Annotated in this window: 18 protein-coding genes; 11 read left to right on the forward strand and 7 right to left on the reverse strand. The window is 62.2% G+C overall.

The genetic code is table 11. The features are described from left to right. Positions 1–46: 46 nt before the first annotated feature. Positions 47–1,351: a murein hydrolase activator EnvC gene (locus tag J5M71_RS00285; protein ID WP_123085573.1), complete on the reverse strand. Its 1,305-nt coding sequence runs from the start codon at positions 1,349–1,351 to the stop codon at positions 47–49. Between the two features lie 140 nt (positions 1,352–1,491). After that, positions 1,492–3,027, reverse strand: a complete 1,536-nt coding sequence (gene gpmI / locus J5M71_RS00290; protein WP_207828336.1) for a 2,3-bisphosphoglycerate-independent phosphoglycerate mutase — start codon at positions 3,025–3,027, stop codon at positions 1,492–1,494. 207 nt (positions 3,028–3,234) lie between these two features. On the opposite strand from gpmI, the gene J5M71_RS00295 reads away from it, so the two are divergent. The 3 genes from J5M71_RS00295 to secB are packed head-to-tail and all read left to right on the forward strand — an operon-like array spanning position 3,235 to position 4,429. Beyond that, entirely contained in the window at positions 3,235–3,648 is a 414-nt protein-coding gene (locus J5M71_RS00295; protein WP_063912038.1) for a rhodanese-like domain-containing protein, read from the forward strand. Position 3,649: 1 nt separating this feature from the next. Further along, a complete protein-coding gene (gene grxC, locus J5M71_RS00300) occupies positions 3,650–3,904 on the forward strand; it encodes a glutaredoxin 3 (RefSeq protein WP_063912037.1) in 255 nt (84 codons plus the stop codon). A 39-nt stretch (positions 3,905–3,943) separates the two neighbouring features. After that, positions 3,944–4,429 (forward strand): protein-export chaperone SecB, encoded by a 486-nt coding sequence (gene secB, locus J5M71_RS00305; RefSeq protein WP_013974581.1) that lies wholly within the window; start codon positions 3,944–3,946, stop codon positions 4,427–4,429. A 163-nt stretch (positions 4,430–4,592) separates the two neighbouring features. On the opposite strand, the gene trmL is transcribed toward secB, so the two are convergent. Beyond that, entirely contained in the window at positions 4,593–5,054 is a 462-nt protein-coding gene (gene trmL / locus J5M71_RS00310) for a tRNA (uridine(34)/cytosine(34)/5-carboxymethylaminomethyluridine(34)-2'-O)-methyltransferase TrmL (RefSeq protein WP_207828351.1), read from the reverse strand. Between trmL and J5M71_RS00315 the strand changes: the two genes are divergently transcribed. Next, the gene (locus J5M71_RS00315) at positions 5,053–5,490 is read left to right on the forward strand and encodes a hypothetical protein (RefSeq protein WP_207828353.1); all 438 of its coding nucleotides are present in this window, start codon (positions 5,053–5,055) and stop codon (positions 5,488–5,490) included. The two genes, trmL and J5M71_RS00315, sit on opposite strands and share 2 nt — an antisense overlap. A gap of 435 nt (positions 5,491–5,925) precedes the next feature. Here the strand turns inward: J5M71_RS00315 and ntrC are convergent, their stop codons facing one another. From ntrC to glnA, 3 genes are all read right to left on the reverse strand, one after another. Then, positions 5,926–7,362 carry a nitrogen regulation protein NR(I) gene (gene ntrC / locus J5M71_RS00320; protein WP_003249213.1) on the reverse strand — a complete coding sequence of 479 codons (1,437 nt, stop codon included), beginning with the start codon at positions 7,360–7,362 and terminating at the stop codon, positions 5,926–5,928. Then, positions 7,359–8,444: a nitrogen regulation protein NR(II) gene (gene glnL / locus J5M71_RS00325; protein ID WP_063912033.1), complete on the reverse strand. Its 1,086-nt coding sequence runs from the start codon at positions 8,442–8,444 to the stop codon at positions 7,359–7,361. Before glnL ends, ntrC begins: the two co-directional genes overlap by 4 nt. A 365-nt stretch (positions 8,445–8,809) precedes the next feature. Further along, complete coding sequence (glnA, locus tag J5M71_RS00330; protein WP_015272115.1) at positions 8,810–10,216, reverse strand: type I glutamate--ammonia ligase; 1,407 nt, start codon at positions 10,214–10,216, stop codon at positions 8,810–8,812. Between the two features lie 492 nt (positions 10,217–10,708). Here glnA and thiI point away from each other — a divergent pair, with 492 nt between their 5' ends. Next, positions 10,709–12,163 carry a tRNA uracil 4-sulfurtransferase ThiI gene (thiI, locus tag J5M71_RS00335; RefSeq protein WP_207828355.1) on the forward strand — a complete coding sequence of 485 codons (1,455 nt, stop codon included), beginning with the start codon at positions 10,709–10,711 and terminating at the stop codon, positions 12,161–12,163. A 127-nt stretch (positions 12,164–12,290) separates the two neighbouring features. Continuing rightward, complete coding sequence (gene typA, locus J5M71_RS00340) at positions 12,291–14,111, forward strand: translational GTPase TypA (protein WP_013974573.1); 1,821 nt, start codon at positions 12,291–12,293, stop codon at positions 14,109–14,111. Positions 14,112–14,297: 186 nt separating this feature from the next. On the opposite strand, the gene J5M71_RS00345 is transcribed toward typA, so the two are convergent. Next, entirely contained in the window at positions 14,298–14,702 is a 405-nt protein-coding gene (locus tag J5M71_RS00345; RefSeq protein ID WP_003259873.1) for a YkgJ family cysteine cluster protein, read from the reverse strand. Positions 14,703–14,887: 185 nt separating this feature from the next. Between J5M71_RS00345 and J5M71_RS00350 the strand changes: the two genes are divergently transcribed. From J5M71_RS00350 to J5M71_RS00370, 5 genes are all read left to right on the forward strand, one after another. After that, a complete protein-coding gene (locus J5M71_RS00350) occupies positions 14,888–17,338 on the forward strand; it encodes a glycogen/starch/alpha-glucan phosphorylase (RefSeq protein WP_207828358.1) in 2,451 nt (816 codons plus the stop codon). A gap of 255 nt (positions 17,339–17,593) precedes the next feature. After that, the gene (locus J5M71_RS00355) at positions 17,594–18,604 is read left to right on the forward strand and encodes a class 1 fructose-bisphosphatase (RefSeq protein WP_016712457.1); all 1,011 of its coding nucleotides are present in this window, start codon (positions 17,594–17,596) and stop codon (positions 18,602–18,604) included. A 3-nt stretch (positions 18,605–18,607) separates the two neighbouring features. Continuing rightward, complete coding sequence (locus J5M71_RS00360; RefSeq protein ID WP_063912031.1) at positions 18,608–19,204, forward strand: DUF924 family protein; 597 nt, start codon at positions 18,608–18,610, stop codon at positions 19,202–19,204. Between the two features lie 224 nt (positions 19,205–19,428). Next, positions 19,429–19,683 (forward strand): outer membrane protein assembly factor BamE, encoded by a 255-nt coding sequence (gene bamE / locus J5M71_RS00365; RefSeq protein WP_003249234.1) that lies wholly within the window; start codon positions 19,429–19,431, stop codon positions 19,681–19,683. Continuing rightward, a complete protein-coding gene (locus J5M71_RS00370) occupies positions 19,680–20,252 on the forward strand; it encodes a lipocalin family protein (protein ID WP_207828367.1) in 573 nt (190 codons plus the stop codon). The genes bamE and J5M71_RS00370 overlap by 4 nt, the downstream gene beginning before the upstream one ends. The last annotated feature ends 107 nt before the right edge of the window (positions 20,253–20,359 follow it).

Raw genomic sequence — 20,359 nt, forward strand, 5'->3', positions numbered from 1 at the left:
CTGGGGAGCATCGGCGCAGCCCGCAGGCTACGCCGTAGAAATTTGACTAGCCCCGGCACCACTGCGAAGGGTCGGTAGGCCGGCCCTGCTGGCGGATGGCGAAGTACAAGCCGGCAGCATCCTGGCCGCCGCTGTCGCCAACGGTGGAAATGGCCTCGCCGGCCTTGACGATATCACCGGCGCTCTTGAGCAGGCTCTGGTTATGGCCGTACAGGCTCAGGTAACCGTTGCCGTGGTCGAGAATGACCAGAAGCCCGGCACCGCGCAACCAGTCGGCGAACACCACGCGTCCGCCGTGCACGGCACGTACCTGGGTGCCCGGGTTGGCGCTGATCATCACCCCGTCCCACTTGGCGCGGGCATCGCTGCCGCGGGCATCACCGAAGCGTGCCAGCAATCGACCATTGACTGGCCAGGGAAGTTTTCCCCGTGCGGCAGAAAATGCGCCGCCGTAGCTCGCGCCGTCGCTGGAAACCATCGGGCCCAGGGTGGTGCGGGCCTTTTTCGGCGGCTCCACCGGTTCGCGGGCCTGTTCGCGGGCGGCAGCGGCGGCCAGGGCTTCCTGCTGGCGGCGTTTTTCCGCTTCCTGCTGGGCCAGCAAGGCCTTCTTGCGCGCTTCTTCGGCCTCGCGGGCCTGGCGGGCGAGGGTTTCCTCGATGGTCTTGAGTACTTTGGACAGGTCGGCCTGGTCCTGCTCGCGCGACTGCAGCTTCTGGTCGCGGTCCTTCATGTCGCTGTTGAGCTTGGCCAGCACCTGTTGGCGCTTGCCGCGCTCGGTTTCCAGGGCCTGGCGGCGGCTGTCGAGGTCGGCGCGCTGGGCCAGCAGCTGTTGCTGCTGGGTGGCGATTTCCTGTTCGACGTTGGCCAGTTGGCGCAGGGTCTCGTTGAAGGTGCGCAGTTGCTCCAGGCGCGCCTTGCTCAGGTAGTCGTAGTAGGTGAGGGTGCGGGCGAACTTCTCGGGGTTCTGCTGGTTGAGCAGCAGCTTGAGGTATTCCTCGCGGCCATTCTGGTAGGCCGAACGGGCCTGGATGGCGATCAGTCGCTGTTGTTCAACGCGGGCGCTCTGGAGTTTTTTTTTCTCGGTATCAAGGCGCTCCAGCTCGCCCTCGGTCTTTTTTAGTTCTTGCTGCAGGGCCTCCACCTGCTTTTCGAGGTTGCCGATATCGGTCTCGGTGGCTTTGAGGTCCTTTTGCACACCGGCCTTTTCTTCCTGGAGCTTGCCCAGCGTCTTCTTGAGCTCGGCAATGTCCTGGCGAGTGGCGTCCAGTTGCTGCTGGGTCTGCGCACGCTCATCGGCAAAGGCCGGGCTGAGCAGGCAAGACAGGGCTAGGAGGATCAGGGCGCGAAGCATGGGGTTTGGCGTACCAAGGATGGAGACTGGCCTAGTATGCCCGCCCGGGCGGGCAAAAAAAACGCCTCGCTGCAGGTGCAGAGGGGCGTTTGTCTGGAATTCATGAGCAAAGGGGCTGCAAAGCAGCCCCATAATTAGAATCAGGCGTCGACCAGGATGGACGTACCGGTCATTTCCACCGGCTTTTCCAGCCCCAGCAGCTTCAGCATGGTCGGCGCCACATCGGCCAGCACGCCGCCTTCACGCACCTTGACGTTGCGCTTGCCGACATAGATGAACGGCACCGGTTCGGTGGTATGTGCAGTGTGCGCCTGGCCGGTGCACTCGTCTTCCATCTGCTCGACGTTGCCGTGGTCGGCGGTGATCAGCGCTTCGCCGCCGACCTTGTCCAGTGCTTCGACGATGCGCCCGACGCAGCCATCGAGGGCCTCGACGGCCTTCACCGCAGCTTCGAACACGCCGGTATGGCCGACCATGTCGCCGTTGGCGTAGTTGACCACGATCACGTCATAACGCTGCTGCTCGATGGCCTCGACGATGCGGTCGGTCACTTCCGGCGCGCTCATTTCCGGCTGCAGGTCGTAGGTGGCGACCTTCGGCGACGGGATCAGGATGCGCTCTTCGCCTTCGAACGGCTCTTCGCGGCCACCGGAGAAGAAGAAGGTGACGTGGGCGTACTTCTCGGTCTCGGCGATGCGCAGTTGGGTCTTGCCGTTCTTCGCCAGGTACTCGCCCAGCACGTTGTTCAGGCTGGCCGGGGCGAAGGCGGCAGGGGCCGGGATCTTCGCCGAGTACTGGGTCAGGCCGATGTAGGCCGCCAGTTGTGGCAGGCGCGGGCGCGGGAATTCGTTGAAGTCGGCTTCGACGAACACGCGCGACAGTTCGCGGGCACGGTCGGCGCGGAAGTTCATGAAGATCACCGCGTCGCCGTCTTCGACCTTGACTGCATCACCGATACGTGTGGCCTTGACGAACTCGTCGCTCTCGTCGCGGGCGTAGGCCGCTTCCAGGCCAGCCAGGGCGGTGTCGGCGGTGTATTCGGCAGCGCTGTCGACGATCAGGTTGTAGGCGGCGCTGACGCGGTCCCAGCGGTTGTCGCGGTCCATGGCGTAGTAGCGGCCGATCAGGCTGGCGATGCGGCCCTTGCCCAGCCTGGCAAAAGTGGCGTCGAGCAGTTCGATGGACGACTGCGCGCTGCGTGGCGGCGTGTCGCGGCCATCGAGGAAGGCGTGCAGGTAGATCTTCTCTGCGCCGCGCTGCGCGGCCAGTTCAGCCATGGCCACCAGGTGGTCCTGGTGGCTGTGTACGCCGCCATCGGACAGCAGGCCGAGGATGTGCACGGCCTTGCCGGCACTGGCTGCCTTGTCCACGGCGCCGGTCAGTACCGGGTTCTCGAAGAACTCGCCGTCGCGGATGGCCTTGGTCACCCGGGTGAAGTCCTGGTACACCACGCGGCCGGCGCCGAGGTTCATGTGACCGACTTCGGAGTTGCCCATCTGCCCGTCCGGCAGGCCGACATCCATGCCAGAGCCGGAAATGAGGCCATGCGGCTGGCTGGCGCGCAGGCGGTCATAGACCGGTGTGTTGGCGGCATAGATGGCATTGTATTCGGGGCTTTCGCTGTGGCCGAAGCCATCCAGGATGATCAGGACCAGGGGTTTGGGCGTACTCGTCATCAATCAAACTCACGGTTGTTCAAAGATGATAAAGACACGCATTTTAGGGCAAATGCGCCACCGGCGGCGAATATTCGTCCCATTCCCCCGACCGGCGCGCACGTGCCAGCAATGTGCAGGTGGCTTTGCCGCCGGCCCGCCGGGCTTTGGTGGCAATAAGGGGCTGTGTATACTGGCCGGCATTTTCAATCGCGTGGAACACCCCAGATGGTTGCTAACCTGATTCAATTTGCGACAAACCACTACATCCTGGTGGCGATCTTCGTTGTCTTGCTGGTCGCGCTGCTGGTCAACGAAATCCGTCGCGGTGGCCAGAGCCTGAGCAACGGCCAGCTGACTGCCCTGGTCAATGCCGATAAAGCCCTGGTCATCGACATCCGCCCGGCCAAGGAATACTCCGCCGGTCACATTGTCGGTGCGCTGAACATCCCGCAGGACAAGCTGGCCAACCGCATGACCGAGCTGGACAAGCACAAAGAGAAGACCCTGATCGTCGTCGACTCGATGGGCCAGCAGTCCGGCACCATCTGCCGCGAGCTGCTCAAGGCTGGTTACAACGCCGCCAAACTGAGCGGTGGCGTTTCCAGCTGGAAAGCCGATAACCTGCCCCTGGTGAAGTGATATGAAGCCCGTCATCGTCTATTCCAGCGACTACTGCCCCTACTGCATGCGCGCCAAGCACCTGCTCGAGAGCAAGGGCGTGGCCTTCGAGGAAATCAAGGTCGACGGCAAGCCGCAGGTTCGTGCCGAAATGAGCCAGAAGGCCGGCCGTACATCGGTGCCGCAGATCTGGATCGGCAGCACCCATGTCGGTGGATGCGATGACCTCTATGCCCTGGAGCGTGCCGGCAAGCTCGACGCGCTGCTGGCGGCCTGATTTGCACTGCATTCAAAAACATTAGGATAAGGATCTGCCATGACTGACCAACAGACCAACGGCGCTGCTGCAGAAGACAACAGCCCTCAGTTCTCCATGCAGCGCATCTATGTGCGCGACCTGTCGTTCGAGGCCCCGAAAAGCCCGCAGATCTTCCGCCAGACCTGGGAGCCGAGCGTAGCCCTGGACCTGAACACCAAGCAGAAAGCCCTGGAAGGTGACTTCCACGAGGTGGTGCTGACCCTGTCGGTTACCGTCAAGAACGGTGACGAAGTGGCCTTCATCGCTGAAGTGCAGCAGGCCGGTATCTTCCTGATCAAGAACCTGGACGCGGCTTCGATGAGCCACACCCTGGGTGCGTTCTGCCCGAACATCCTGTTCCCGTACGCCCGCGAGACCCTGGATAGCCTGGTGACCCGCGGTTCGTTCCCGGCCCTGATGCTGTCGCCGGTCAACTTTGACGCCCTGTACGCGCAAGAAATGCAGCGCATGCAGGAAGCCGGCGAAGCGCCGACCGTGCAGTAATAGCTGCTGGTATCAAGAAAGCGCCTCTCGGGGCGCTTTTTTGTTGCCTGTGCCGCCCCCTTCGCGGGTAAACCCGCTCCCACAGGTACAGCGCTGCCCTTGAGGTTGGCTTGGTTATTGTGGGAGCGGGTTTACCCGCGAAGAGGCCGGCACAGGCTATAGCTCAGCTCCCGGCAAACCCATTCTGCCGCCACGCCTCATACACCGTCACTGCCACGGTATTGGACAGGTTAAGGCTGCGGCACCCCGGCCGCATCGGCAGGCGCAGGCGTTGTTCGGCCGGCAGGCTGTCCAGGACTTCGGTCGGCAAGCCACGGCTCTCGGGGCCGAACAGGAAGGCATCACCCGGCTGGTAGGCCACTTCGTGGAACGGGTGCGAGCCCTTGGTGGTGAGGGCGAACAGCCGTGGGTTGCCCAGGCTTTCCAGGCATCCGGCCAGGCTCTCGTGGCGCTTGAGCGTGGCATACTCGTGGTAATCCAGCCCCGCACGGCGCAGGCGCTTGTCATCCAGTTCGAAGCTGATGGGTTCGATCAGGTGCAGGTCGCAGCCGCTGTTGGCGCACAGGCGAATGATGTTGCCGGTATTCGGCGGAATTTCTGGTTGAAAAAGGATGACGTGAAACATGCACGGCTCCAAGCGTGAAGATGACGGGCATTCTACCCCCGAACCGGACGTGCGTTCGAAGGCGTTCCCGCGGATGATGCTGTCGCTGGCAATCGTCGGCTTGATGGTAGGGCTGATGATCGGCCGGCTGACCACGCCGGACGAGCGCGAGCTGCAACAGGTGGAGGTGGTGCAGGATGGCCTGGAGCTGTGGTTCAACGAAGAGCCTCAGCTGCATGGCGAGAATGTGGACGGTACGGTTGCGCTATTGTTCCAGGCGCAGGGCAAGGCCCGGCAAGGGCAGTTGAGCCTGCAAGGCAAGCCTGTGAGCTGGCGGGTGCAGAAGAGCAAGGAAGGCTTGTTGCTGACGCTGGTGGCCGCGCGCCCCCTGCACGGCGAGTGGGCTGGTGCAGAGGACGCTGGGCGCTGGCGGGTGCAGGTGAAACTGCACGAATAAAAGAGGGGATATCCCGGCCTGCCTGTACCAGGGTCCCCGAAAGGGGTACTGCGTATAAAGGGGGGATGGCCCGGCCTGCCTGTACCGAGGTCCCCAAAACTGGCGATGTTGCGAATAAAAGAGGGGTTCACCCGGCCTGCCTGTACCAGGGCCCCCGAAACTGGAGATGTACTAGGTATTGCAGGGGGCGTGCCAGTTTTGCAAAGCCCGTGAATATTGGGCTTTAAGGGTGAATTAGCCGTTTTTTGAGGGGATTTGTGCCTTCGTGAGGTGCATCGGGCACAGGAACGGTGCATGGAGCCGATATCTGTTCTGGTTCTACAAACGCATTCGCGGGTAAACCCGCTCCCACAAGTACGGCGCCGACCTTGAGGCTGGCGCTGTACTTGTGGGAGCGGGTTTACCCGCGAATGCGTCGGTGCAGCCAGTCAAGGATTAATGGTCATCACCTTCCTCATCATCGCCACCCGCCACATTCATCCCCAGCTCCTTGATCTTGCGCGTCAGGGTATTGCGCCCCCAACCCAGCAACAGCGCCGCATCGCGCCGACGGCCAGCGGTGTGCTTGAGCGCCGTCTCGATCATGATCCGCTCAAAGCTCGGCACTGCGCTGTCCAGCAGGCTGGTCTGCCCACGCGCCAACGCCTGGTCGGCCCACTGGCGCAGGGCCTGCTCCCAGTTGGTTACCGGCGCGGCGTCCTGTGGCAGGTTCAGCAACTCGGGCGGCAGGTCGCCGATCAGCACTTCGCGGCTGGAGGCCATCACGGTGATCCAGCGGCAGGTGTTCTCCATCTGCCGCACGTTGCCCGGCCACGGCAGATTGCGGATGAACTCTTCGGTTTCCGGCTTGAGGATCTTCGGCTCCACCGCCAGCTCCTGGGCGGCGCGGGCGAGGAAGTGGCGGGCGAGGGCGGGGATATCCTCACGGCGGTCGGCCAGCCGTGGAATGTGGATGCGAATCACGTTCAGGCGGTGGAACAAGTCCTCGCGGAACTTGCCGGCCTGTACCAGCGACTCGAGGTTCTGGTGGGTGGCAGCGATGATGCGCACGTCGACCTTGACCGGCACGTGGCCGCCCACGCGATAGAACTCGCCATCGGCCAGCACCCGCAGCAGGCGGGTCTGGGTATCGGCGGGCATGTCGCCGATCTCGTCGAGGAACAGGGTCCCGCCGTCGGCCTGCTCGAAGCGCCCCCGGCGCAGGTTGGCCGCACCGGTGAAGGCGCCTTTCTCATGGCCGAACAGCTCGGACTCCATCAGGTCCTTGGGGATCGCGGCCATGTTCAGGGCAATGAACGGCGACGCCGCACGTGGGCTGTGGCGGTGCAGGGCGTGGGCCACCAGTTCCTTGCCGGTACCGGACTCGCCGTTGATCAGCACGGTGATGTTGGAGTGGCTGAGGCGGCCGATGGCGCGGAACACCTCCTGCATCGCCGGTGCTTCACCGATGATTTCCGGGGTGCGTGCCAGGTTTTGCGGCACATCAAGCCCTTGCTGCTCCTGGGCGTGCTGGTTGGCACGCTTGACCAGCGAGACCGCCTCGTCCACATCGAATGGCTTGGGCAGGTACTCGAAGGCACCGCCCTGGTACGACGCCACGGCGCTGTCCAGGTCGGAGTGGGCAGTCATGATGATGACTGGCAGGCGCGGGTGCTGCTCGCGGATTTGCGCCAGCAGGTCGAGGCCACTGGTGCCGGGCATGCGGATGTCGGAAATGATCACGTCCGGTTGCTGGCGTGCCAGGCGGCCCATCACGCCATCGGCGCTGTCGAAGCTCTGGGTGGTCATGCCTTCCTGTTGCAGGGCTTTTTCCAGGACCCAGCGGATGGAGCGATCATCGTCGACGATCCATACGGTTTCACTTCGGCTCATGAGGCGGTGGCTCCTTGTTCCAGGGGCAGGTAGATCGAGAAGGCGGTGTGGCCTGCATGGCTTTCACACTCGATCAGGCCCTGGTGCTGGCTGATGATGTTCTGGGTAATGGCCAGGCCCAGCCCGGTACCGTCCGGGCGGCCGCTGACCATGGGATAGAAGAGGGTGTCCTGCAGTTCCGGCGGGATGCCCGGGCCGTTGTCGATGATCTCCACCCGCGCCACCAGGCGATGGCGCACGTGGCCGATGGTGAACTGGCGCAGGGCACGGCTGCGCAGGGTGATGCGGCCCAGGCGCAGCTCGTTCTGCGAGCTGATCGCCTGCATGGCGTTGCGCACGATGTTGAGCACAGCCTGGATCATCTGTTCGCGGTCGATCAACACATCCGGCAGGCTGGGGTCGTAATCGCGCACCAAAGTGATGCAACCCTGGCTTTCGGCCTCTACCAGGCTGCAGACCCGCTCCAGTACTTCGTGGATGTTGGTCATGGCCAGCGACGGTAGCTTGTTCGAGCCGAGCATGCGGTCGACCAGGTTACGCAGGCGGTCGGCTTCCTCGATGATCACGTTGGTGTAGTCGCGCAGGCCTTCGTCAGGCAGCTCGCGGGCCAGCAGCTGGGCTGCGCCGCGGATGCCGCCGAGCGGGTTCTTGATTTCGTGGGCCAGGCCGCGCACCAGCATCTTGGTGGTTTCCTGCTTGCTCAGCTGGGCCTCTTCCTTGGTGATGCGCAGCAGCCGGTCCCGTGGGTGAACCTCCAGCAGCAGCAGGGTCTGGCCCTGGTGCAGGATCGGCGTTACCGCGTAGTCGACGGTGATGGCCTGCCCGGTCAGCGAGGTGAGCTGCGCTTCGCGCTTGGTGAACGGGTGCGCCTGCTCGACCGCCTGGCGCAGCGAGCTGAGCGCTTCGGTCGACTCGGTGAACAGTTCGCTGATGAACTGCCCATGGCTGCGCTGGCCACTGACCGCCAGCAGCATTTCTGCGGCAGGGTTCATGTACTCCAGGCGTAGCTCGGCGTTGAGCAGTAGCGTGGCGGTGGTCAGGTTGTCCAGAAGCAGACGGTGCTGTGCATCGCTGATGGTCATAAGGCGTCGTTGACCTCTTTTGGCGCTTGGCTGGCATGGCGCGGCCATGGCCGGGCGCGCGGTGGATCCGCTGATGCGAGACTCTCTACCTGCAGAAATGCAAGAAACAAACCAAAGCTCCGAAAAGAAGCGGGATTTGCCGAAAAAGGCCTGGATCTGCGCAAAATCGGATCAGAAAGTCTTGGTGAAGCGTTTCATGTGAACCAGATTGGGGAGCAAATGGGGGCACGGCGTTCGATTGTGCACCAAGATAGAGCATAGCGTGACGGGCGGGGTTTCTGTGGGTTCTGTATGGCGCGGAAACGAAAACGGCCTCCCGAGGGAGGCCGTTCTGATCATGTCATCGGCGCCAGGCGCCGATCAGATCAGCAGCTGTAGTACAGCTCGTATTCCAGCGGGTGAACGAAGGTACGGACCTTGATTTCTTCTTCGCTCTTCAGCTCGATGAAGGCATCGATGAAGTCGTCGGAGAACACGCCGCCCTTGGTCAGGAACGCACGGCCTTTGTCCAGCTCTTCCAGTGCTTCCTTCAGGCTGCCGCAAACCTGCGGGATGTCCTTGGCCTCTTCAGGCGGCAGGTCGTACAGGTTCTTGTCGGCAGCATCGCCTGGGTGGATCTTGTTCTGGATACCGTCCAGGCCAGCCATCAGCAGGGCCGCGAAGGCCAGGTACGGGTTGGCCGATGGGTCCGGGAAGCGTGCTTCGATACGGCGGGCTTTCGGGCTGCCGACGTAAGGAATACGGATCGATGCGGAACGGTTGCGAGCCGAGTAGGCCAGCATTACCGGGGCTTCGAAGCCTGGGACCAGACGCTTGTAGGAGTTGGTCGACGGGTTGGTGAAGCCGTTCAGGGCCTTACCGTGCTTGATGATACCGCCGATGAAGTACAGGGCGGTGTCGGACAGGCCGGCATAGCCTTCACCCGAGAAGGTGTTCTTGCCGTCTTTCCAGATCGACATGTGCACGTGCATGCCCGAGCCGTTGTCGCCGTACAGTGGCTTCGGCATGAAGGTGGCGGTACGGCCGTAGGCGTCGGCAACGTTGTGCACGACGTATTTCAGCGCCTGTACTTCGTCAGCCTTCTTCACCAGGGTGTTGAACTTGACGCCGATTTCGTTCTGGCCGGCAGTCGCCACTTCGTGGTGGTGAACTTCGACGGTCTGGCCCATCTCTTCCAGTGCGTTGCACATGGCAGTACGGATTTCGTGGTCGTGGTCGAACGGCGGAACCGGGAAGTAGCCGCCTTTCACGCCCGGACGGTGGCCTTTGTTGCCGCCTTCCACGTCAGCGCCAGTCATCCACGAGCCTTGCTCGGAGAAGATCTTGAACATCGAGCCGGAGATGTCCGATTGGAACTTCACTTCGTCGAAGATGAAGAACTCAGGCTCTGGGCCTGCGAATACGGTGTCACCGATGCCGGTGCTCTTCAGGTACTCTTCGGCGCGCTTGGCGATGGCACGTGGGTCGCGATCGTAGCCCTGCATGCTCGACGGGTCGACGATGTCGCAGGTGATGATCAGGGTTGGCTCTTCGGTGAACGGGTCCAGTACGGCAGTTTCGTCGACCGGCATCAGGATCATGTCGGATGCTTCGATGCCTTTCCAGCCAGCGATGGAGGAACCGTCGAACATCTTGCCGACTTCGAAGAAGTCGTCTTCCAGCGCATCACGCGCCGGCATGGTCACGTGGTGCTGAGTGCCTTTGGTGTCCGTGAAACGCAGATCAATCCACTTGACGTCATGATCTTTGATGAGTTGAACCGACTTCGACATGTTGTCCTCCGGATGGTCTAGAGCGCGGTGGGCCGCTGCCCTGGAAAAAGGGTGTTGCCGGGCGCGGATAGTCGGCCAAGCTTTACCTGCCTCACAAGGGAGCAAATTGCATGCCAGTGCCCGAAAATGGCGAGGGCGGGATAAAAGGGGGCGTTTGTGGGCATTTGGCGGTGGGGCGACGGGGGGAAATGCACCCTTAAGATGCGAATTTTGGTAGCAGTGCACCAATAGTGTGCATTGCTTGAGTTGTATGCTTTTCTTGAGGGCCTCTTCGCGGGTGAACCCGCTCCCACAGGGGATAGCACTACCTTGGAATTGTGTGCGGTCCCTGTGGGAGCGGGTTTACCCGCGAAAGGGCCGGAGCTGGCAGCACAAAACCCGCCTCCTGCATTTATCTGAAAGCTTCTGATCAAAAGTTGGTCAAATCCTGAGCAATTTCCGCTATAATTCGCGCCCCTCATTTTCGGCAGGCCCTGCGCGCGCTGTTAACCAATGAAACTTATCGTCAAAGTCTTCCCAGAAATCACCATCAAGAGCCGGCCGGTGCGCAAGCGCTTCATCCGCCAGCTCGGCAAGAACATCCGCAACGTGCTCAAGGACCTCGACCCTGAGCTCGTGGTCGATGGTGTCTGGGATAATCTCGAAGTGGTCACCCGCGTCGAAGACGAAAAAGTCCAGCGCGAGATGATCGAGCGCCTCACCTGCACCCCGGGTATCACCCACTTCCTGCAGGTAGAGGAATACCCGCTCGGCGACTTCGACGACATCGTCGCCAAGTGCAAGCACCACTTCGGCCACCTGCTGGCCGGCAAGCACTTCGCCGTGCGCTGCAAGCGCGGCGGCCACCACGACTTCACCTCGATGGACGTCGACCGTTACGTCGGCAGCCAGCTGCGCCAGCAGTGCGGCGCCGCCGGCATCGAGCTGAAGAACCCGGAAGTGCTGGTGCGCATCGAAATCCGCGACCAGCGCCTGTACGTGATCCACAACCAGCACCAGGGCATCGGCGGTTATCCGCTGGGCGCCCTGGAGCAGACCCTGGTGCTGATGTCCGGTGGCTTCGACTCCACCGTGGCGGCCTACCAGATGATGCGCCGTGGCCTGATGACCCACTTCTGCTTCTTCAACCTCGGTGGCCGTGCCCACGAGCTGGGCGTGATGGAAGTGGCCCACTACCTGTGGAAGAAGTTCGGCAGCAGCCAGCGCGTGCTGTTCATCAGCGTGCCATTCGAGGAAGTGGTCGGCGAGATCCTCAACAAGGTCGACAACAGCTACATGGGCGTGACCCTCAAGCGCATGATGCTGCGCGGTGCCGCACACATGGCCGACCGCCTGGAGATCGACGCGCTGGTCACCGGCGAGGCGATTTCCCAGGTGTCCAGCCAGACCCTGCCGAACCTGTCGATCATCGACTCGGCCACCGACAAGCTGGTGCTGCGCCCGTTGCTGGCCAGCCACAAGCAGGACATCATCGACCAGGCCACCGCAATCGGCACTGCCGATTTTGCCAAGCACATGCCGGAGTACTGTGGCGTGATCTCGGTGAACCCGACTACCCATGCCAAGCGTCATCGCATGGAGCACGAAGAAAAGCAGTTCGACATGGCCGTGCTGGAGCGCGCCCTGGAGCGTGCCAGGTTCATCTCCATCGACCATGTGATCGACGAGCTTGGCAAGGACATCGAAGTCGAGGAAGTGGCCGAGGCGCTGCCGGGCCAGATCGTCATCGACATTCGTCACCCCGATGCCCAGGAAGACGAACCTCTGGCGCTGGAGGGTATCGAAGTCCAGGCCATGCCGTTCTATGCGATCAACAGCAAGTTCAAGCACCTGGACCCTACGCGCCAGTACTTGCTGTATTGCGACAAAGGTGTGATGAGCCGTCTGCACGCACACCACCTGCTCAGTGAGGGACATGCCAATGTGCGTGTTTATCGTCCGACATAAGACGCCAGGGCTGTATGGCGGCAGCATCCGCCATCGCCCTCCCGACCATCGGGCCCGCTGAGCCTCAAACCGTACATATTCGCCGCCTACACTGGCGGCAACCGAATCCTCTGATCGAGATACAGTTGTGATCGAAAATCTGCGTAACATCGCCATCATCGCCCACGTTGACCATGGTAAAACCACCCTGGTCGACAAACTCCTGCGCCAGTCCGGCACCCTGGAGCGTAACGAGCTCAACGACGAGCGCGTGATGGACTCCAACGACCAGGAAAAAGAGCGCGGCATTACCATTCTGGCGAAAAACACCGCCATCAACTGGAACGGCTACCACATCAACATCGTCGACACCCCCGGCCACGCCGACTTCGGTGGCGAGGTTGAGCGTGTAATGTCGATGGTCGACTCCGTGCTGCTGCTGGTCGATGCCCAGGACGGCCCGATGCCGCAAACCCGCTTCGTGACCAAGAAGGCGTTCGAAGCCGGCCTGAAGCCGATCGTCGTGATCAACAAGGTTGACCGCCCGGGCGCGCGTCCTGACTGGGTTCTGGACCAGATCTTCGACCTGTTCGACAACCTCGGTGCCACCGACGACCAGCTGGACTTCCAGGTGGTCTACGCCTCGGCCCTGAACGGCATCGCCGGTCTGGACCACACCGACATGGCCGAAGACATGACCCCGCTGTACCAGTCGATCGTCGACAACGTACCGGCGCCGAACGTTGACGTCGATGGCCCGTTCCAGATGCAGATCTCCGCGCTGGACTACAACAGCTTCCTCGGTGTTATCGGCGTTGGCCGTATCGCCCGTGGTCGCATCAAGCCGAACACCCCGGTTGTTGCCATCGACACCGAAGGCAAGAAGCGTAACGGCCGTATCCTCAAGCTGATGGGCCACCACGGCCTGCACCGCGTCGACGTTGAAGAAGCCCAGGCTGGCGACATCGTCTGCATCAGCGGTTTCGACGAGCTGTTCATCTCCGACACCCTGTGCGACATGAACCACGTCGAAGCGATGAAGCCGCTGACCGTTGACGAGCCGACCGTATCGATGACCTTCCAGGTCAACGACTCGCCGTTCTGCGGCAAGGAAGGCAAGTTCGTCACCAGCCGTAACATCAAGGAACGTCTGGACAAAGAGCTGCTGTACAACGTTGCACTGCGCGTTGAAGAAGGCGACTCGGCTGACAAGTTCAAGGTTTCCGGCCGTGGTGAGCTGCACCTGTCGGTTCTGATCGAAACCATGCGTCGTGAAGGCTTCGAGATGGCTGTAGGCCGCCCTGAAGTGATCATCCGCGAAGTCAACGGCGTGAAGCAGGAGCCGTTCGAGAACGTCACCATCGACATCCCTGAAGAATCCCAGGGCAAGGTCATGGAAGAAATGGGCCTGCGTAAAGGCGACCTGACCAACATGGCGCCGGATGGCAAGGGCCGTGTACGTCTGGAGTACAACGTACCTGCTCGCGGTCTGATCGGTTTCCGTAACCAGTTCCTGACCCTGACCAACGGTGCCGGCATCCTGACCTCGATCTTCGATCGCTACGACACCATGAAAGCTGGCCAGATGTCCGGCCGCCTGAACGGTGTTCTGGTTTCGATCGAGACCGGCAAGGCGCTGACCTACTCGCTGGAAACCCTGCAGGCTCGTGGCAAGCTGTTCATCGAGCACGGCCAGGACATCTACAACGGTCAGATCATCGGTCTGAACAGCCGTGACAACGACCTGGGCGTGAACCCGACCAAAGGCAAGAAGCTCGACAACATGCGTGCTTCGGGCAAAGACGAAGTCATCGCCCTGGTACCGCCGGTTCGCCACACCCTGGAACAGGCTCTGGAATTCATCCAGGACGACGAGCTGTGCGAAGTGACTCCGAAGTCGATCCGCCTGCGCAAGAAGATCCTGGACGAAGGCGAGCGTACCCGCGCTGCCAAGAAAGCCAAGGCTTGATCGTCTAGCTTGAGCTGAAACGAAAACGCCCCCGGTCGAAAGGCCGGGGGCGTTTTTGTTTGCCTGCAGGATTTGTGTCGGCCCTTTCGCGGGCTTGCCCGCTCCCACAGGTACTGCACAGGCTGAATGTTGCGGAGATCCTGTGGGAGCGGGCAAGCCCGCGAAGAGGCCCTTGAAGGCTGGCGATCAGCGCCCGACCACCTTGGGCTTGTACGCACAATACCCCGGCCGCGGCCCGACCTTGGGGTGGTTGCGGCAGGTGTCCGGCCGCTTGTCATAAATGGTGCACAGCCGGCTTTTACGATCCAGGTACAGGCAGTCATCATTGCTCATCCGGGTCAGGGTGAAGATCCCCGACTTCTGGTTGAAGCGTTCGATGATGCCGTCCTTCTGCAGGCGCTTGGCGATGTTCTTCGGCGGTTCGTCTTTCTCGAACTCGTCGACCACGCCGATACGGATCAGATCCTTGATCTTCACCTCCACCGGCAGGGTGCAGCAGGTCGAATGGCAGCCATGGCACATGTTGCTGGTGTAGCGCTGCCAGGTCTCCAGGCGGTCGACTTCGGCCGCGGCGATCAGGGTCGTTTTCATCGTTATAGGGGTGTATCACGGTCTTGGGGCGCGCGATCATACCGGAATTGTTCAATTTATGAACAACCTTTTGCCGGAATCGCAGAGTGGGCATGAAAACTGCGAACGGTAACTGTCACTCCCTGTCGAAGGGGCTAGGCTCAACAGTCTCCCTCCGCTTTCGTCAACTTGCCAGAGGATGCCGCATGTCCCAGGAACCCAAAGCACGTGACGCCGAGGTGGCCGAATTTCGCGCCGCTGTATTGAAGAAGCTGACCTACGCGGTCGGCAAGGACCCGGAGCACGCCTTCGACCACGACTGGTTCGAAGCCATTGCCCTGGCCGCGCGCGATCACATGGTCGATCACTGGATGGACCACACCCGCCAGGCTTATCGCCGAAGCCAGAAGCGGGTCTATTACCTTTCCCTCGAATTCCTCATCGGTCGCCTGCTGTACGACAGCCTGAGCAACCTGGGCCTGCTCGATATTGCCCGCGAAGCGCTGGAAGGGCTGGACGTGGACCTGGAGCGCATCCGCCTGCTCGAACCCGATGCTGCGTTGGGCAACGGTGGCCTGGGCCGCCTGGCGGCGTGTTTCATGGAGAGCATGTCGACCCTGGGCATCGCCGCCCACGGCTATGGCATCCGCTACGAACACGGGCTGTTCCGCCAGGCCATGGTCGATGGCTGGCAGCAGGAGCAGACCGAGAACTGGCTGGATTTCGGCAACCCCTGGGAGTTCGAGCGCGCCGAGGTGATCTACCCGATCAGCTTTGGTGGCAGCGTCGAAACGGTGCACGACACCCATGGCCAGCAGCGCCAGGTGTGGTGGCCGGGCGAGACCGTGCGGGCGGTGGCCTATGACACCCCGGTGGTCGGTTGGCGCGGGGCCAGCGTCAACACGTTGCGCCTGTGGCGTGCGCGGGCGCTGGAGGAGCTGCACCTGGAGCGCTTCAACGCCGGCGACCACCTGGGCGCGGTGGCCGAGGTGGCACGGGCCGAAAGCATTTCGCGGGTGCTGTACCCGGCCGACAGCACCGAGGCTGGCCAGGAGCTGCGCTTGCGCCAGGAATACTTCTTCGTCTCGGCCTCGCTGCAGGACCTGCTGCGCCGCCACCTGAACATGCACGACAACCTGCTCAACCTGCCGGACGCGGCGGCCATCCAGCTCAACGACACCCACCCGTCGATCGCCGTCGCCGAGCTGATGCGCCTGCTGGTCGACCAGCATGAAATCCCCTGGGATACCGCCTGGGAGCTGACCGTCGGCACTTTGGCCTACACCAACCACACCTTGCTGCCCGAAGCCCTTGAAACCTGGCCGGTGGCGTTGATGGAACGCATGCTGCCGCGGCACATGCAGATCATCTACCTGATCAACGCCTACCACATCGACGCGCTGCGGGCGAAAGGCCTGCACGACTTCGACGTGCTGCGGGCGGTATCGCTGATCGAGGAGGACAACGGCCGCCGGGTGCGCATGGGCAACCTGGCGTTCCTCGGCTCGCACAGCGTCAACGGTGTGTCGGCGCTGCACAGCAAACTGATGAAAAGCACGGTGTTTGCCGAGCTGCACAAGCTCTACCCGCAACGGATCAACAACAAGACCAACGGCATTACCTTCCGCCGCTGGCTGTACCAGTCCAACCCGCAGCTGACCGCGATGCTGGTCGAGGCGCTGGGGCCGGAGCTGCTGGACGACCCCGAAGGGCGCCTGGCCGGCCTGGTGCCGTTCGCCGACAAGAGCGGCTTTCGAAAGCAGTTCGCTGCCCAGCGCCTGCACAGCAAGCGTGCCCTGGCCAGCATCATCCAGGACCGCCTGGGCGTCACGGTGAACCCCGAGGCGTTGTTCGATGTGCAGGTCAAGCGCATCCACGAGTACAAGCGCCAGTTACTTAACCTGCTGCATACCGTGGCGCTGTACCAGGCCATGCGCAACGACCCCGGTACCGACTGGGTGCCGCGGGTGAAGATTTTTGCCGGCAAGGCCGCGGCCAGTTACCACCAGGCCAAGCTGATCATCAAGCTGGCCAACGACATCGCCCGGGTGGTGAACAACGACCCGACCGTGCGTGGCCTGTTGAAGGTGGTGTTCCTGCCCAACTACAACGTCAGCCTGGCCGAAAGCATCATCCCGGCGGCGGACCTTTCCGAGCAGATTTCCACCGCCGGTTACGAAGCCTCCGGTACCAGCAACATGAAGTTCGGCCTGAACGGCGCGCTGACCATCGGCACCCTGGATGGCGCCAACGTGGAGATGTGCGAGCAGGTGGGCGCCGACAACATGTTCATCTTCGGCCTTACCGCGCAGCAGGTGGAAGCCAGGCGGCGTGCCGGGGACTTCGGTGCCAGTGCGGCGATTGCCGCGTCCAGCCGCCTGAGCGACGTGCTGCAGGCCATTCGCAGCGGGGTGTTCTCGCCGGACGACCCGTCGCGCTACAGCGCGTTGATCGATGGGCTGGTGGGCCATGACCGCTTCCTGGTGTGTGCCGATTTCGACGCTTACTGGGATGCCCAGCGGCGGGTCGAGGAACTGTGGCACACGCCGCAGGAGTGGTGGCGCATGGCGGTGCTGAACACTGCGCGGATGGGCTGGTTCTCGTCGGACCGGACCATTCGGGAGTATGCCAGCGAGATCTGGAAGGCTTTGGATTGAGGTAAGCCTGTGCCGGCCTCTTCGCGGGCACGCCCGCTCCCACAGGATTTGCACAGCCTCGGAAACCTGTGCAGTCCCTGTGGGAGCGGGCGTGCTCGCGAAGAGGCCTACAACCAGACCACCGGCCTGGCGCACGCTGAACTACCGACCTATTGTGCCGTCTGAGAGCCGTGGCGAGTCTCATCACTCGCTAGCCCGCAACTCTCCCTGTAAACTGCGTGGGTTTTTCATCCCCCAATCCTTTCGGAGCCATACATGTCCCGCGTTACCCTGAGTCGCTATCTGATTGAGCAGACCCGCAGCAACAATACCCCTGCCGATCTGCGCTTCCTGATCGAAGTGGTGGCGCGTGCGTGCAAGGAAATCAGCCATCACGTGTCCAAAGGCGCCCTCGGCGGTGTGCTGGGCAGCATGGGCACTGAAAACGTGCAGGGCGAAGTCCAGAAGAAACTGGACGTGATTTCCAACGATATCCTGCTGGAAGCCAACGAATGGGGCGGCCACCTGGCTGGCATGGCCTCCGAAGAAATGGACAACGCCTACCAGATTCCGGGCAAGTACCCGAAAGGCGCCTACCTGCTGGTCTTCGACCCGCTGGACGGCTCGTCCAACATCGACGTCAACGTTTCGGTCGGCACCATCTTCTCGGTACTGCGTTGCCCTAACGAGTACCTGAGCCAGAACGAAACCCTGAACGAAAATGCCTTCCTGCAGCCAGGCACCCAGCAGGTCGCCGCCGGTTACGCCATCTATGGCCCGCAGACCATGCTGATCCTGACCCTGGGCAACGGCGTCAAGGGCTTCACCCTGGACCGCGAACTGGGCAGCTTCGTCCTCACCCACGAAAACATCCGCGTGCCGGAAAGCACCGCCGAGTTCGCCATCAACATGTCCAACCAGCGCCACTGGGAAGCCCCGGTTCAGCGTTACGTGGGCGAGCTGCTGGCAGGCGAGACCGGCCCGCTGAAGAAGAACTACAACATGCGCTGGATCGCCTCGATGGTGGCCGACGTGCATCGCATCCTGACCCGTGGCGGCCTGTTCATGTACCCACGTGACGCCCGCGAGCCGAGCAAGCCGGGCAAGCTGCGCCTGATGTACGAAGCCAACCCGATGTCGTTCATCATCGAACAGGCCGGCGGCGCCTCCACTAACGGTTACGATCGCATCCTCGACATCAAGCCGGAAAGCCTGCACCAGCGTGTGTCGGTAATCCTCGGCTCGAAGGAAGAGGTCGAGCGCGTCACCGCCTACCACAAGGAGTAAGTCATGCTCGCACCTTGGCAGCCGTTGCTGGAGTGGTGGTTCGGTTGGGGCACCAGTCCCCAGGCCGTGGCTGACGAGAAGAGCACGCTGTGGTTCGGCAAGCATCACGATGCCGAGGCCCATGCGCTGTTTGGCGAGCTGGTCGAGCACGCCCTGGCGGGTGGGCTCGACGAGTGGCAGCAAAGCCCGCAGGGCTGGCTGGGCCTGCTGATCCTGCTGGACCAGCTGCCACGCATGATCTACCGCGACACGCCGCGCGCCTTCGAGGGCGACCGGCGTGCCCAGGTGGTGGCGATGCAGGGTTTGCAGAAGAACTGGGATTACCAGTTGCTGCCGATCCAGCGGGTGTTCGTGCTGCTGGTGCTGGAGCATGCCGAAGTGCTTGACTGGCAGAACCTGTGCGTCGAGCGCTACCAGTTGCTGCTGGACGAGCAGCCTGAAGCCAACCGCCGGCTGTTCGAAGGCTTCCTCGACTATGCCGAGCAGCATCAACGGGTGATTGCCCGGTTTGGGCGCTTTCCGCACCGCAACCTGGTGCTGGAGCGGCCGAGCACCAGTGAAGAAATGGACTTTTTGCTGGAGCCAGGCTCCAGATTCTGAGGTTTTGTGGTCTGCTGCGCAGGCCATCGCGACGCAAGGCCGCCCCTGCACGGGGCGGCCTTTTTGTTTGGTCGGGATACTCCTTTGTGATTAATCGCACAGTAGTGGCCATCCGACCAATGGCGTAGGGGTAGAGGAGGGAGGGCAGGGAACCTGGGAGGGTTTTTATCGTCGAAGGTCACTACAGGCCACTCGCCTGTATCCCCTCTTCAGGAGTGTCCTTCATGTCGTTGCGTTCCCTCGCCCTGTTGTCGCTGTGCGTCGTCCTGACTGCCTGCAGCAAGATCAACCAGGAAAACTATTCCAAGATCAAGGCCGGTATGAACAAGGCCGAGGTCGAGCAGTTGCTCGGCACGCCGACCGAGTGCTCTGGCGCACTGGGCATGAGCAGCTGCACCTGGGGGGACGAGAAGAGCTTCATCAGCGTGCAGTACGCTGCAGACAAGGTACTGATGTATTCAGGGCAGGGTCTCAAATGAGGCGTCTGTATCTGCTGATGGGGGTATGCCTGGCGTTGCTGCTGGGTGGTTGTGCCGGCTCCGTGCACGATCCGCTGGCGCCGAAGACCGCTGGCCACATCGACCTCAAGCGCTACCAGGGCAAATGGTACGAGCTGGCGCGCCTGCCCATGCGCTACCAGACCGGCTGCGAACAGTCCGAGGCGCATTACAACCTCAAACTGGATGGTAGCCTCGGCGTGCTCAACCGCTGCCGTACCATGGGTGACGAATGGCTGCGCGCCGAAGGGCATGCGAGCATCCAGGAGCCGGGGCACACTGACAAGTTGTGGGTCGAGTTCGACAACTGGTTCACCAAGCTGGTGCCAGGTGTGGCCAGGGGCGAGTACTGGATTCTGTATGTGGATGAACGCTACCGCACGGCGGTGGTCGGCAGCCCGGATCGCAAGCACTTGTGGATCCTTTCGCGTACGCCGACGCTACCGGCCTGGGAGCGCGAGAACCTGATGTCCAGGGCACGGCAACAGGGGTATGACACCAGCCGCCTGATCTGGCGCGCGTCGGACCAGCAGATCGTCAAGAGGCACTGAGGTTCAGAGTGGTTGTGGGTGTGGGCCTACCCGCAACCGCGATGTATGGCACCGGCTTCGCCGGTGTTCGCGGGTAAACCCGCTCCCACAGGTACTGCACCGCATCT

It is taken from the genome of Pseudomonas sp. 43(2021) (assembly GCF_017490805.1).
Classification (GTDB): domain Bacteria; phylum Pseudomonadota; class Gammaproteobacteria; order Pseudomonadales; family Pseudomonadaceae; genus Aquipseudomonas.

Excerpts from the sequence above, each read along its gene's own strand:
- J5M71_RS00285 (WP_123085573.1), bottom strand. The coding sequence starts at position 1,351 with ATGCTTCGCGCCCTGATCCTCCTAGCCCTGTCTTGCCTGCTCAGCCCG.
- gpmI (WP_207828336.1), bottom strand. The coding sequence starts at position 3,027 with ATGACGAGTACGCCCAAACCCCTGGTCCTGATCATCCTGGATGGCTTC.
- J5M71_RS00295 (WP_063912038.1), top strand. The coding sequence starts at position 3,235 with ATGGTTGCTAACCTGATTCAATTTGCGACAAACCACTACATCCTGGTG.
- grxC (WP_063912037.1), top strand. The coding sequence starts at position 3,650 with ATGAAGCCCGTCATCGTCTATTCCAGCGACTACTGCCCCTACTGCATG.
- secB (WP_013974581.1), top strand. The coding sequence starts at position 3,944 with ATGACTGACCAACAGACCAACGGCGCTGCTGCAGAAGACAACAGCCCT.
- J5M71_RS00315 (WP_207828353.1), top strand. The coding sequence starts at position 5,053 with ATGCACGGCTCCAAGCGTGAAGATGACGGGCATTCTACCCCCGAACCG.
- trmL (WP_207828351.1), bottom strand. The coding sequence starts at position 5,054 with ATGTTTCACGTCATCCTTTTTCAACCAGAAATTCCGCCGAATACCGGC.
- ntrC (WP_003249213.1), bottom strand. The coding sequence starts at position 7,362 with ATGAGCCGAAGTGAAACCGTATGGATCGTCGACGATGATCGCTCCATC.
- glnL (WP_063912033.1), bottom strand. The coding sequence starts at position 8,444 with ATGACCATCAGCGATGCACAGCACCGTCTGCTTCTGGACAACCTGACC.
- glnA (WP_015272115.1), bottom strand. The coding sequence starts at position 10,216 with ATGTCGAAGTCGGTTCAACTCATCAAAGATCATGACGTCAAGTGGATT.
- thiI (WP_207828355.1), top strand. The coding sequence starts at position 10,709 with ATGAAACTTATCGTCAAAGTCTTCCCAGAAATCACCATCAAGAGCCGG.
- J5M71_RS00345 (WP_003259873.1), bottom strand. The coding sequence starts at position 14,702 with ATGAAAACGACCCTGATCGCCGCGGCCGAAGTCGACCGCCTGGAGACC.
- J5M71_RS00350 (WP_207828358.1), top strand. The coding sequence starts at position 14,888 with ATGTCCCAGGAACCCAAAGCACGTGACGCCGAGGTGGCCGAATTTCGC.
- J5M71_RS00355 (WP_016712457.1), top strand. The coding sequence starts at position 17,594 with ATGTCCCGCGTTACCCTGAGTCGCTATCTGATTGAGCAGACCCGCAGC.
- J5M71_RS00360 (WP_063912031.1), top strand. The coding sequence starts at position 18,608 with ATGCTCGCACCTTGGCAGCCGTTGCTGGAGTGGTGGTTCGGTTGGGGC.
- bamE (WP_003249234.1), top strand. The coding sequence starts at position 19,429 with ATGTCGTTGCGTTCCCTCGCCCTGTTGTCGCTGTGCGTCGTCCTGACT.
- J5M71_RS00370 (WP_207828367.1), top strand. The coding sequence starts at position 19,680 with ATGAGGCGTCTGTATCTGCTGATGGGGGTATGCCTGGCGTTGCTGCTG.